This is a genomic window from Streptomyces sp. NPDC058751 (assembly GCF_042746485.1).
In the GTDB taxonomy this organism is placed as follows: domain Bacteria; phylum Actinomycetota; class Actinomycetes; order Streptomycetales; family Streptomycetaceae; genus Streptomyces.
The window spans coordinates 95,634-108,256 of record NZ_JBHYPZ010000020.1; the positions used below are offsets into that span (position 1 = coordinate 95,634).

General features: G+C 71.4%; 10 protein-coding genes and 1 pseudogene. 5 read left to right on the plus strand and 6 right to left on the minus strand.

Annotated elements, in window-relative coordinates; genetic code table 11:
* Positions 1–47: 47 nt before the first annotated feature.
* The 5 genes and pseudogenes from ACFW6B_RS19935 (at position 48) to ACFW6B_RS19955 (ending at position 5,371) form a co-directional block, all read left to right on the plus strand.
* Positions 48–821 carry an IclR family transcriptional regulator gene (locus ACFW6B_RS19935; protein WP_386597768.1) on the plus strand — a complete coding sequence of 258 codons (774 nt, stop codon included), beginning with the start codon at positions 48–50 and terminating at the stop codon, positions 819–821.
* An 87-nt stretch (positions 822–908) separates the two neighbouring features.
* Positions 909–1,867: pseudogene (locus ACFW6B_RS19940) on the plus strand (hypothetical protein).
* Positions 1,864–3,108 carry a sensor histidine kinase gene (locus ACFW6B_RS19945; protein WP_386597769.1) on the plus strand — a complete coding sequence of 415 codons (1,245 nt, stop codon included), beginning with the start codon at positions 1,864–1,866 and terminating at the stop codon, positions 3,106–3,108. Before ACFW6B_RS19940 ends, ACFW6B_RS19945 begins: the two are co-directional and overlap by 4 nt.
* A gap of 97 nt (positions 3,109–3,205) precedes the next feature.
* The gene (locus ACFW6B_RS19950) at positions 3,206–3,862 is read left to right on the plus strand and encodes a response regulator (RefSeq protein WP_386597770.1); all 657 of its coding nucleotides are present in this window, start codon (positions 3,206–3,208) and stop codon (positions 3,860–3,862) included.
* Between the two features lie 57 nt (positions 3,863–3,919).
* Positions 3,920–5,371 carry a peptidoglycan D,D-transpeptidase FtsI family protein gene (locus ACFW6B_RS19955; protein WP_386597771.1) on the plus strand — a complete coding sequence of 484 codons (1,452 nt, stop codon included), beginning with the start codon at positions 3,920–3,922 and terminating at the stop codon, positions 5,369–5,371.
* A gap of 98 nt (positions 5,372–5,469) precedes the next feature.
* Here the strand turns inward: ACFW6B_RS19955 and ACFW6B_RS19960 are convergent, their stop codons facing one another.
* The 6 genes from ACFW6B_RS19960 to ACFW6B_RS19985 all read right to left on the minus strand — a co-directional run bounded on the left by ACFW6B_RS19960 (position 5,470) and on the right by ACFW6B_RS19985 (position 12,472).
* A complete protein-coding gene (locus tag ACFW6B_RS19960) occupies positions 5,470–6,921 on the minus strand; it encodes an NCS2 family permease (protein WP_386597772.1) in 1,452 nt (483 codons plus the stop codon).
* 183 nt (positions 6,922–7,104) lie between these two features.
* Complete coding sequence (locus ACFW6B_RS19965) at positions 7,105–7,899, minus strand: HAD family acid phosphatase (protein ID WP_386597774.1); 795 nt, start codon at positions 7,897–7,899, stop codon at positions 7,105–7,107.
* Positions 7,900–8,022: 123 nt separating this feature from the next.
* The gene (locus tag ACFW6B_RS19970; protein ID WP_386597775.1) at positions 8,023–9,132 is read right to left on the minus strand and encodes a pectate lyase; all 1,110 of its coding nucleotides are present in this window, start codon (positions 9,130–9,132) and stop codon (positions 8,023–8,025) included.
* A 44-nt stretch (positions 9,133–9,176) separates the two neighbouring features.
* Positions 9,177–10,307: a pectinesterase family protein gene (locus tag ACFW6B_RS19975; protein WP_386597776.1), complete on the minus strand. Its 1,131-nt coding sequence runs from the start codon at positions 10,305–10,307 to the stop codon at positions 9,177–9,179.
* Between the two features lie 2 nt (positions 10,308–10,309).
* Complete coding sequence (locus ACFW6B_RS19980) at positions 10,310–11,638, minus strand: polysaccharide lyase family 1 protein (protein ID WP_386597777.1); 1,329 nt, start codon at positions 11,636–11,638, stop codon at positions 10,310–10,312.
* Between the two features lie 39 nt (positions 11,639–11,677).
* The gene (locus ACFW6B_RS19985; RefSeq protein WP_386597779.1) at positions 11,678–12,472 is read right to left on the minus strand and encodes a rhamnogalacturonan acetylesterase; all 795 of its coding nucleotides are present in this window, start codon (positions 12,470–12,472) and stop codon (positions 11,678–11,680) included.
* Between the last annotated feature and the right edge of the window lie 151 nt (positions 12,473–12,623).

Sequence of the window (12,623 nt, forward strand, 5' to 3'; positions counted from 1 at the left end):
ATTTCCTGTCGGAGACTATTTCCCGTCCAACGAAGGGGTCAAGGGCGATGTCGGCAGGCGAGGCAGGCGGCGGGGCGCAGGTCAAGTCCGCGGTGCGGACCGTTGAATTGCTGGAATACTTCGCCGGCCGGCCCGGAATGCATTCCCTCGCCGCGGTCCAGGAGGCCGTCGGATATCCCAAGTCCAGCCTGTACATGCTGCTTCGCACGCTCGTGGAACTCGGCTGGGTCGAGACGGACGCGACGGGCACGCGGTACGGCATCGGCGTACGGGCCCTGCTGGTCGGCACCTCGTACATCGACGGCGACGAGGTGGTCGCCGCCGCCCGCCCCACCCTCGACCGCCTCTCGGACGACACCACCGAGACGATCCACCTCGCGCGCCTGGACGGCACGAACGTCGTCTATCTCGCCACCCGGCAGTCGCAGCACTATCTGCGCCCCTTCACCCGGGTCGGCCGCCGGCTCCCCGCCCACTCCACCTCTCTCGGCAAGGCCCTGCTGGCCACGTACAGCGACGAGCAGGTCCGCAAGATGCTGCCGGAGACGCTCCCCGCGCTGACCGAGCACACGATCACCGACCGGGAGAAGCTCGTCGAGGAGCTGCACCAGGTGCGGGAGCAGGGCTTCGCGGTGGACCGCGAGGAGAACACGCTGGGGCTGCGCTGCTTCGGCGTGGCGATCCCGTACCGCACGCCCGCCCGTGACGCGATCAGCTGCTCGGTGCCGGTGGCCCGGCTCACCCCCGCCCACGAACAGATGGTGAAGGACGCCCTGTTCGACGCCCGCGACCGGCTCACCCTGGCGACGCGGAGGCTGTGAGGAGGACACCGGGCTCCCCCACCCGGCGGAGGCGGATCGTCGCCGCGCAGGAAGTGCGCGGTCCCGGGTGCGCGGGAGCGTGGGGACATGACCTCCCCGAACACCGCCGCCGGGGGCACCACCGCCACCGGCCCGTGGCACCGCCCTGTACTGTGCCTCGTCGCCGTCGCCGCCTGTGTGCCCTACCTCTGCCTCAAACTCGCCTGGATCGGCGGGAGTCGCATCGGCGTGCCGGACGGAAGTCCGCTGCTGGAGCACCGGATCACCATGGTCCTCGCCAACGGACTGACCGTGGTGATGGACGCGGCCGTCATCGTGCTGGCGCTGCTGCTGACCCGGCCCTGGGGGCTGCGGGTGCCCGCCTGGCTGCTCGCGGTGCCCATGTGGGCCGCCACCGGGCTGCTCGCGCCGATCATGGTCGGGTTCCACTGCAGCTGGCCTTCGGCGGGGACGGCCGGGGCGGTGACGGCCGCCCGTTCCTCGCGGGGTGGGTGTTCGAGGTCGTGTACGGCGGGTTCATCGTGCAGGGACTCGCCCTGGGCGCGCTGTTCGCCGGGTACGCCCGCGACCGGTGGGGACACCTGTGGCGGGGGCGGGTGGGAGAGCTGCCCGCGCCGGTCACGGCGGCCGCGCAGCGGCTGACCGCCGTGACGGCCGCCGTGCTCGCGCTGCTCCCGGCCGTGCTCCGGCTGCTGTGGGCCTGCGGGGCCACGGCCGGGCGGAACACGAGCGGCGGCCGGATCGTGGAGGCGGTCTTCGTCGCCTTCCTGGCCGCCGCCGTCACCGGTGCCTGTCAGCTGGCCTTCCGCCGAGGCCGCCCGCTGCCGGTCACCGTGCCCCTCGCCCTGGCCTGGACGGGCTCCGCGGCCGCGGCCTGCTGGGGCGCCTGGACCGCGCTCGCCGCCCTGGCGGCCTCCCACGACCTCGCGGACCGCCCGACACCGGCGATGTGCCTCGCCTACGCTGGGCAGATGACCGTCGGCCTGCTCGTGGCGACCGTCACCGCCCACCACTTCGCGGACCGTTCCGCCAGGGCCCCGCGGTGACGAAGACGTGGCGGCTCCTGTTCGGCGGGCGGGCACGCCGGCGCTGGATCCATCTGGTCCTGGGCGGGGCGCTCGCCATGCCGTACGTCCTCGTCGGCTCGGTGGTCCTCGGCCCGTTCACCGGGGCGGACGACGTGCTCACCTCCTTGCCCCTGCAACTCTGCTCGTTCGCGGTCGGATTACCGGTCGCGGCCGTCACCTCGCTCTTTCCGCTGACCCGTCCCCTGGAGTCGGGCGCCGCCCTCGCCCTGTGCGGCCTCGGCACGGACTCCCTCTCCCGCGAGCCGGCCCGGACACCCGGCGAACGGGGGCGCACGGCCGCCTGGTTCACCCTGCACCTGGGGCTCGGCGGGATCGTCTCCGGAATGTCGCTGGCCGTACCGCCGTTCGCGGTCGTGCTGAGCGTGCTCCCCCTCTTCACCGACCCGGGCGACACCCCCGTCCCCCTGACCGGACACCTCGGCCGCGCCTGGGCGTCGGTGCTCTGCCCGCTCGCGGGAGCGGCCGTACTGGCCGCCCTCGCCGCCTGCGCCGCCGGCTGCGGGGCCCTGCTCGCCCGGTGGGCGCCCGCCCTCCTCGGCCCCACCCCGGCGGACCGGCTGGCGGAAGCCGAGGCCCGCGCCGCCGAGCTCGCCGTGCGGGGCCGGCTCGCCCGCGAGCTGCACGACTCCGTCGGCCACGCGCTGAGCGCCGTCACGCTCCAGGCGAGCGCCGCCCGCCGCGTCCTGGACACCGACCCCGGGTTCGCCCGTGAGGCGCTCGCCGCCATCGAGGACACCACCCGGCGCACGGTCGGTGAACTGGACGCCGTCCTGGGCCTGCTGCGGGACGGCGACGCCCCCGGCACCGCCCCCGCGCCCACCCTCGCCGCCGACCTGGACGGACTGCTGCGCCGGACCAGGGCGGGCGGACGGCAGGTGACCGCCGCCGTCGGCACCGGCGCCACCGACCTGCCGCCCCTGGTCTCCCGGGAGGCGTACCGGATCGTGCAGGAGGGCCTGAGCAACGCCCTCAGGCACGCGGGCGAACCGGTCGGCCTGCGCATCGCCGCCGCCGACGGCCACCTGGAGATCACCGTCGAGAACCCGCTCGGCCCCTCCCCCTCCGGCCGTCCCGGCGGCGGCCACGGCCTGCGCGGCATCGCCGACCGGGTGCGGCTGCTGGGCGGGACCTCACAGGCCGGCGCGTCCGGCGGCACCTGGCGCCTGCACGTCCGGCTGCCCGTACGAGGACCCGGGTGACCCGCGGACGGACCCGCCGCGCGCCCGGCGGACGAACCCGCCCGCGCGACGGACGAACGTGCGACAGACGAACGTGCGACAGACGGAAAGGACCGGCATGTCCCAGCCCGCGATCCGGGTCGTTCTCGCCGACGACGAGCGCATGGTCCGCACCGCCCTGCGGGCCATCCTCTCCGCCGAGCCCGGCCTGGAGGTGGTCGGCGAGGCGGCGGACGGTGCCGAGGCGGTCTCGGTCGTCCGGGAGCTGCGCCCCGACGTGGTCCTCATGGACGTCCGCATGCCCGGGATCGACGGCATCCGGGCCACCGAGCAGATCCTCGCCACCCTCGACGAGCCGCCCCGGGTCGTGGTCGTGACCACCTTCGAGAACGACTCCTACGTGTACGACGCGCTGCGCGCCGGAGCCGTCGGCTTCCTGCTGAAACGGGCCGAGGCCGACGTGCTCGTCCAGACGGTGCGGCTGGTCGCGCGGACCGACGCCCTGCTGTTCCCGTCGGCCCTGCGGGCCCTCGTGGCCGAGCACGCCCGCCGGACGTCCGCGCCCCCGTCGTGGGCGGACCGGCTCACGGAGCGGGAGGGCGAGGTGCTGCGGCACATGGCTCTCGGGCTGACCAACGCGGAGATCGCGCGGCGCATGGACATCGGCCCCGCCACCGTGAAGTCGCACGTCGCGGCGGTACTGGCCAAGACCGGCACCCGGGACCGGACACAGGCGGTGATCACCGCGTACGAGACCGGTTTTCTGAAGGCATGATGAGAAAACAGGTCGTACGGGAACGATTGCCACCGCTTCGAGCGTCTTCTGTCCGGGATGAACAAGACGATCAGGCGTGCCGCCGCCTTCACTCTGCTGCTCGTGCTCTCCCTGCTGATCAGGGCGACCTGGGTGCAGTTCTACGAAGGCCGGGCGCTCGCGGACGACAAGGAAAACCGGCGGAACGCGATCGCGCTGTACGCGAACCCGCTCGGGAACATCATCGTGGCCGGCGACGCGATCACCGGCTCCGCGCGGACGACAGGGAGCGACCTCGAGTACAAGCGGACGTACAAGGACGGCAGCCTGTACGCGGCGGTCACCGGCTACAGCTCGCAGGTCTACGGGGCCACCCAGCTGGAGGGCATCTACCAGAAGCTGCTGGACGGCTCGGACATCAAGCTCAAGAACCCGCTGGACACGCTCACGAACAAGCGCGCCGACCCCGGTGACGTGGTCACGACGATCGACCCGGCCGTCCAGAAGGCCGCCTACACCGCGCTCGGGGACAAGAAGGGCGCCGCCGTCGCGATCGACCCGAGGACCGGCAAGATCCTCGCGGTCGTCTCGACGCCGTCGTACGACCCGACGAAGATCAGCGCGGGCGACAGCAGCGTCTGGAAGAAGCTGAAGAGCGATCCCGACAAGCCGCTGGTCAACCGCGCCCTGCGACAGCCGCTGCCGCCGGGCTCGACGTTCAAGCTGGTCGTGGCCGCCGCCGCGCTGGAGAACGGGCTGTACGAGGACGTGGACGCGAAGACGGACAGCCCGGACCCGTACGTCCTGCCGGGCACGACGACCCGGCTGAAGAACGAGAACGCGTCCGCGCCCTGCGAGAACGCCTCGATCCGGGTCGCGCTCCAGTACTCCTGCAACAACGTCTTCGGGAAGATGGCGGTCGACCTGGGCCAGGACGAGGTCAGGGCGATGGCGGAGAAGTTCGGCTTCAACGACACGGAGCAGGACGTGCCGGTGCGGGCGTACGCCAGCGTGTACCCCACGGGCATGAACAAGTCGTCCACGGCGCTGACCGGCATCGGGCAGTTCGACGTCACCGCCACCCCGCTCCAGATGGCCATGGTGTCCGCCGCCATTGCCAACGACGGCAAGCTGGTCTCGCCGCATATGGTTTCGCAGACCAGCGACTCCGACGGCACTGTGCTGGAGGACTACGACGACAACGCGGAGACCCAGGAGATCGTCAGCTCGGACACCGCCCGGCAGCTCCAGTCGGCGATGCGGACGGTCGTCGAGGACGGCACGGGCACCAACGCGCTGATCCCCGGAGCGACCGTGGGCGGCAAGACCGGCACGGCCCAGCACGGCGAGAAGAACAGCAAGACGCCGTACGCCTGGTTCACGTCGTACGCGAAGTCCGACGCGAACGACAAGGAGGTCGCCGTCGCGGTCATGGTCGAGCAGTCGGACGCGGCGCGCTCGGAGGTCAGCGGAGGCGGACTCGCGGCGCCGGTCGCCAAGGCGATGATGCGGGCGGCGCTGAAGGGCTGAGGCGCACCCGGCCCGTGCGCAAGGCGGCCCCGCACCCGGTCGGGTACGGGGCCGCCTCGTCACGTGCGGGACCCGTCGCGCGGTCCGCTCGCCTCACGTCACTTCACGCCGAGCAGTTGCTCCACCGGGTCGATCGCGAAGTACACCAGGAACAGCGCCGAGACGGCCCACAGCAGCCAGTTGACCTCCTTCGCCTTGCCCAGCACCGCCTTGATGACGACGTAGGCCAGGAAACCGGCGCCGATGCCGTTGGTGATGGAGTACGTGAACGGCATCACGGCGATGGTCAGGAACGCCGGGATCGCGATCTCGTACCGGTCCCAGTCGATGTGCTTGACGTGGGTCATCATCAGGAACCCGACCGCGATCAGCGCGGGCGCCGCGGCCTGGAGCGGGACGATGGTCAGCAGCGGGGTGAGGAAGAGCGCGAGGCCGAAGAGGCCGCCGGTGACCAGGTTGGCGAAGCCGGTGCGGGCACCCTCGCCGACGCCGGCCGCGGACTCGATGTAGGCGGTGTTGGAGGAGGCGGAGCCCGCGCCGCCCGCGACGGCGGCGGCGCCGTCGATGAGCAGGACCCGGCCGATGCCCGGCACCTGCCCCCGCTCGTCGAGCAGCCCGGCCTCGGCGCTGACCCCGACGACGGTTCCCATGGTGTCGAAGAAGTCCGACAGCACCAGGGTGAAGACCAGCAGGACGGCGGTGAGCACACCGGCCTCGGCGAATCCGCCGAACAGGCTGAAGTGGCCGACGAGTGCGAAGTCCGGGGCGGCGACGATCTCGTCCGGGACCGCGGGCGTGGTCAGGCCCCAGTTCTTGACGTCGGCGACGGCCTCGATGACGATCGCCACGGCCGTCATGGTGACGATGCTGATGAGGATCGCGCCCTTCACCTTGCGGGCGAGCAGCACGATGGTCAGCAGGACGCCGAGGCAGAAGACGAGGACGGGCCAGCCGGTCAGGCGGCCCACGGCACCGAGCTGCACGGGGACGGTGGTGTGCGCGACGTCCGAAATGCGGCTGACGAACCCGGCGTCCACGAAGCCGATGAAGGCGATGAACAGACCGATGCCGACGCCGATGGCCTGCTTGAGCTGCTGCGGGATCGCGTTCATGACCGCTTCCCGGAGGCCGGTGAGCACCAGGACGCAGATCAGGACGCCTTCGAGGACGACCAGGCCCATGGCGTCGTCCCAGCTCATGAGCGGCGCGATCTGGAAGGCCACGACGGCGTTGAGGCCGAGGCCCGCGGCGATGGCGAGCGGGAGGTTTCCGCCGATCCCCATGACGACGGTCATCACGCACGCCACCAGCGCGGTGGCGGTGACCAGTTGGCCGGTGTCGAGCGTGTGCCCGAACTTGTCCTTGGCGCTGCCGAGGATGATGGGGTTCAGGACGAGGATGTAGGCCATGGTGAAGAACGTGGCGAACCCGCCGCGTATCTCCCGGCCGATCGTGGAGCCTCTGGCGGTTATCTTGAAGAACCCGTCGACCCCGCCTGCCGCCGGTGGTACGGCACTTGGCCGGTCGTCGACCTTCTGCGCTTCGGACATGGCGATGCTCCTCGTTGCCTGCGTGCCTGGTGTGCGGATGCTGGCTGGATTGTTCCCCCGTTCAACCGGTTTCAGGTTTTCCCCGTGTTACGGAATCGGGTTCGGCCCCGGCTCCCCCGGACAGACGAGACGCCCCCGCCGGTGAGGACCGGCGGGGGCGTTCGCCCGTGGGGGGAGAGGGTGTCAGCTCACGAAGTACGTGGGGTTCGGGAGCTTGTAGGTCTTGTCGGCGTAGCCGCCCTCGAGGTCCGAGTACTGGTCGCCGAAGTTGGCGACGATGTCGTACCCGAGGGACTCGATGTGCTTGCGGGTGCCGGCCTTGTACTGCACGGTCGTGCAGTTCCAGGCGGCGGCGGTGGCGCAGTCGCTCAGGTAGGCGGGCGGGTTGGCCGCGTCCTTGAGGAACATGTGGGCGGCGTCGAGGTTGACGTCGACGCCGACCTTCTTCAGGTTCTCGACCGCGGAGGCGCGCTGCGACTCCTTCAGGCCGGAGTTGTAGAACACCTCGACGCCCTTGGAGGCGGCGTACGCGACGAGCTCGGGGCTGCCGAAGACGGCCGGACGGTTCGCCTGGGCGACGTACGCGGCCCAGGAGGCCGAGTTGTAGGTGTAGTTGGTCCTCTTCTCGTAGTCGAGGGAGAGCAGCAGCGTGTCGTCGATGTCGAAGACGACGGCGGGCTTCTCGTGCCGGTGGTGGGCCTTGCGGGCCGCCCGGTCGATGTACCGCTCGGCGGCGGCGTCGAGGCGCGCGAGGTCCTCGGCGTACGGGCTGTCGGGAGACGCCTGGTAGACCCCGTCGCTGTCGGCGGTGGTGCCGTAGTAGGTGTCGATGTCCTTGACCAGGACGCCTATGTTGTAGGGCTCGTGCGTCGAGTTCGCCGTCGACTGACCGGCGGTCGCCACGCCGGTGCCGTACAGGGCGGCACCGGCGACGACACAGGTCGCGGCGACGGCCGCGATGCGCAGTGGCTTATGCATGACAGGTTTTCTACGCGCGTAACGTCCGTCGGCGCGAGACCTTTTGCCTGATCGATACCTACTTTTCGGCCGACTTGGGCCTCGCGCCGGACTTTTCAGGCCTCGTTTCCCTTTCGGCGCGGGTCAGTTCATGGTCGCGCCGATGGTCGTGCTGCCCGTCGTGAGGAAGGTGGTCGCGGGCAGTGTCCCGCTGGAGGAACGGGAGTTGTACGTGGTGGTGGCGTCCGTGGAGACGAACGAGGGGGTGGAGACGCCGGAGTCCCAGTTGTTGCCCGCGGACGTCACCGAGGAGCCCTTGGAGACCGCGGTGCCGTTGCCCACGGCGAGGTTCTTGCCGAGCCGGGCGGCGCCGGTGGCGAAGTAGTAGCCGTACTTCCCGTTGGCGTAGGCGGTGGTGCGGTTGATGACGATGGCCCCGGTGTTGGAGTTCTCGGTGAAGCCGCTGCCGGTGTCGTCCCAGGCCGCCGAGTTGTTGACGACGTGGGCGACGACCTCGCCGTCGCCGCCGAGCTTGTAGCCGTTGCCGTCGCCGGCGAAGGCCGAGTCGCCCCACCGGTTCTTGCCGTTGCCGAAGGACCAGGTGTGCTCGACGGTGACGGGCGAGGAGAAGGACCAGAAGTCGATCCCGTCGTCGGAATTGTTGTACAGGCGGGCTCCGGTGATGAGGTTGCCGGTGCCCGAGCCGAACTTCACGGCGATGCCGTCCGCGTTCTCGCCGTGCGTGGCGGCGTCGTAGTTGCCGTACGCGTCGATGTTCCTCACCGTGTTGTTGACGGTGCCGTCGCCGGTCAGGGTGAAGCCGGAGTCGCCGCCGTTGATGGTCTTGACGTTGTTCCAGACGGTGCCGGTGCAGGACTGGCAGACGACCGCGCTGTCCGGGGAGTTCTGGAACGTGATCCCCGAGACGTTCCAGTAGTCGGCGGTCAGCTTGAAGATCCAGGAGCCCGAGGGCAGCGAGGAGCCGTCGATCTTCACGGTCTCCGAGCCGTACGCGGTGAGGGTGACCGGCGCGGAGGACGTGCCGTTGGCCGTGGACTGGAGGGTGGCCGTCGGGTAGTAGGTGCCGCCGCGCACCTGGATGACGGTTCCGGCGGCGGCACCGGAGATCGCACTGGTCAGCTCGGCGGTCGTGTCCACGACGACGGTGGCGGCCTGCGCCTGGCCGGGGACGACGGCGAGGCCGGCTCCCAGCGCCAGGGCGGCACCGAGGGAGAGAGCGGTACGACGAGACATGGAGTGGGGTCCTTTCGTCGTGCTGTCGGACGGAACGGGGGGAATCACGGACACCAGTCGCCGAGGTACGCGGCACGGGTGTGCCGCTCGGCCTCCGTGTCCGTGAGCTGGGGACGGTTCTCCGGGACGGTGATCACCGCGCCGGGTCCCGTGTTGCGGTACTCGGCGAAGCGCTGGTCCTGCCACGGGTGGGCGGCGGACATGTTCGCGTAGGGCGCGACCGCGTCGACACCGGAGTCCAGACGGGTGTCGCGGACGGTCAGCATCGGACGTGCGGTGGGGTCCGAGCCGGGCACCCAGGGGCGCGCCAGCTTGTAGTACGCGTCCGGCGCGGCGCTGCTGATCCTGCTGCGGGTGACCAGGTACCCGCGCGGGCCGGCGACGGCCGTGGACGGCGCGAAGACGAAGCCGTACGGGGCACCGGCCAGGTCCGTGCGGTCCAGGGTGCGGAAGTGGCAGTGCTCGAAGACCGCCGTCGCCCGCCCGAAGACGAAGTCCACGTCCCCCTCGACGTAGCAGTCCCGGTAGTACTGCCGGGCGAAGACGGCGAGCGCGAGCGTGTCGGCGTACAGGGTGTCCTGGTGGCCGAGGAAGCGGCACCGGTGGAACGCGGAGCGGTCGCCCTGCACCTTGATCGCCACGGCCTGGGTGCCGGTGATGTCCGGGTGGTCGGCGCGCAGCCAGTCGTTGGCGAAGGTGACCGAGCGGGCGGTGAAGCCGTCCGCGCGCACGGTGGTCGTCGCCGACCCGGTGGTGCCGTGGGTGCCCGAACCGTCGGGCCTGGGCGTGCCGTTGGCGTTGTCGTACACCACGACGACATCGCGCGGGTCGCCGGTGGCGCCGATCCAGGTCATCTCGGACCCGGCGGCGCCGGGCAGGCCGGTCGCCGGGTCGACCGCTCCGACCGAGACCGTCTCGCGGTACACGCCGGGGGCGATGACCAGGGTGAATCCGGCGCCGGTCGCGGCGGTCACGGCGGCCTGGACGGTGGTGTGGTCGCCGAGTCCGCCGGGGTGGACGTACAGCGTCCTCGCGTCGGGCCGCGCGGACGGCGAACCGTACCGCCCGAACGGCGGGTGCCCGGTGGCGCGGGCCGGGGCCGCGAGCACGGGAGCGAGCAGGGCTCCGGTGCCCGCGGCGACGAACGCCCTTCTGCTGACGGGGTGTCCGGCCATGGTCAGCAGATCCTTCCGGCGCCCGCGCGGTGGGCGACGATGCCGGGCACGGCCCTGGGCGGGTCGACCTTCGTCCGCAGGACCGGGGTCCAGCCGGCGCCGGACCTCAGCGTCTCGGCGGGGATCTCCGCGTTGTGCACGGCGATCAGATCGGTGAGGACGCCGTTGACGTAGTTGTCGGCCGCGGTCAGCGGCGCGTCCTTCCACTTCTTGAGGATCTTCCCGGCGCCGACCGAGGCGGGCAGGGTGAACGCGTTGTGCTCGGCGACGAGTTGGGACTCCATGCCGATGCCGTAGCTGTAGCCGTAGGAGGAGTCGGCCACGAAGTGGTTGTTGTAGGAGTCCACCTGCCCGAAGCGCACGCGCGGGGCACGCTCGACCAGGCCGGTGAACAGGTTGTGGTGGAGGGTGACCCTCAGGTGGCCCCGGTCCACGGCGGCGGTCGCCGCGCTGTCGCTGTTGCCGATCAGGATGGTCTTGTCGTGGTCGGCGAAGACGTTCCAGGAGACGGTCACGTGGTCGGCGCCCTTGACGATGTCCAGCTCGCCGTCGTGCTGTTGGTAGATCCGGCCGTAGTAGGTGGGCAGCGAACCGTCCGGGTGGTCGCCGTCGGTGAACGTGTCGTGGTCGAGCCAGACGTGCGTGGCGCCGTACACGACCGCGCTGTCGTACTCGGAGTTCCAGTTGCCGGTGTCGCCGTCGGTGGGGTCCCACTGCGGGAAGCAGTCGAGGGGGCTCTCGAAGGTGAGGTTGCGGACGATGACGTTGTCGACGTCCTTGATCTGGAGGCTCGCGCCCTTGAAGCCCGCGTTCCGTCCGAGGCCGACGATGGTCGTGTCGGCGGGGACGTACGCCTTGATCGCGGCGTCCTGGTTCGCGGCGGAGACGGCCCGCAGGTCCTCCTGCTCGCCGCTGACCACCTGGTCGTAGCCCCACACCGCGGGGTCGTAGTCGGCGAGGTACCGGTCGAAGTCGTAGCCGGGGGCGGCGAGGGAGTCGCAGCCGGCGGCGTTGGCGTCGATCGTCCCCCTGACCTTGATGATCTTCGGGGCGCTGCCTCCGGCGGCGAGCGCGGCCTTGAACTCCGCCCAGGTCGTGACCGTGCTGACCTGCGCCGCGCCGGCGGCCGAGCCGCCGGTGGTACCGGTCCCGGCGGAGGCCCAGCCGTCGCCCGCGGCGAGCGTCTGCCGGCCGAGCTCACGGGGGCGGGCCTCGGCGGTGGCGCCGGTGACGGCGAGCACGAGGGCGGTGCAGCCGATCAGCGCGGCGGCTCTCCGTACGGTGACCGCGCGCCAATCTGTGGCATGCTCATGCCATATCTGTGTGTTCATGATGCGGCTCTCTCTTCTTCGGCTCGGGAACTCGGGCGTTCAGGCGGTGGGCCAGGTGATCCAGGACTCGGGGACCTCCGCGCCGAGGCGGCGTACGTCCCGGGGCGCGAGCACCCGGTGGTGCAGCAGCCCGCCCGCGACGAGACGGGCCACGGCGATGGCCCCGGGCGGGTTGAAGTGCGTGTTGTCCTGCTCGGTCACGGTCCAGTTGAAGTACTTCTTCGTCTCCTCGGCGCCGAGCCGCTGCCACAGGGCGATGGACAGGGCCTGGATGTCGAGGAGCGCCACGTGCTCGGCCGTGGCGAGCGCGCGCATCGACGCCGGGTAGTCGCCGTGCGTCGGCACCGCGTCGCCGTTCGCGTCGAACCTCCTGCGCTCCACCGGGGTGGCGAGCACCGGCCGGGCGCCCCGGGCCCGCGCTCCGTCGAGGTACTGCCGCAGACAGTCCTGGAACGTCGTCCACGGCTCGGTGTGGCGCGTCGGGTCGGCGGTCTTCTCGTCGTTGTGCCCGAACTGGACGAGCAGCAGGTCGCCCGGCCGGATCACGCCGAGGATCGCGGCGAGTCGCCCCTCGTCGATGAAGCTCTTCGAACTGCGGCCGTTCACCGCGTGGTTGGCGACCGTGACGTCCTCGTGGAGGAAGAACGGGAGGGCCATGCCCCACCCGGTCTCCGGCGCGGCGTCGGCGTACTTCTGGGCGGCCGTGGAATCACCGGCGATGTGGAGAGTGCGCGGCCGGCGGCGCGGGGCCGCGGACGCGGGGCCGGAGGCGGCGACGGCGAGCGGCAGTGCGGCGACGGCCGCCGAGGCGACCTGTCTGCGCGTGAGGGACACGGGCGTGTGCCTTTCGACGGAGGTGCCGGCGGTGGAGTCGCGCGGTGCCGGCGGAAGGGTCGGCGGAGGAATCGCGGGGGTGGCGGCAGCGGTGCCGGCGAAGACGCCGACCGGGGGTCCGGCGGAGGCGCGGGCCGGGGGTCCGGCGGGA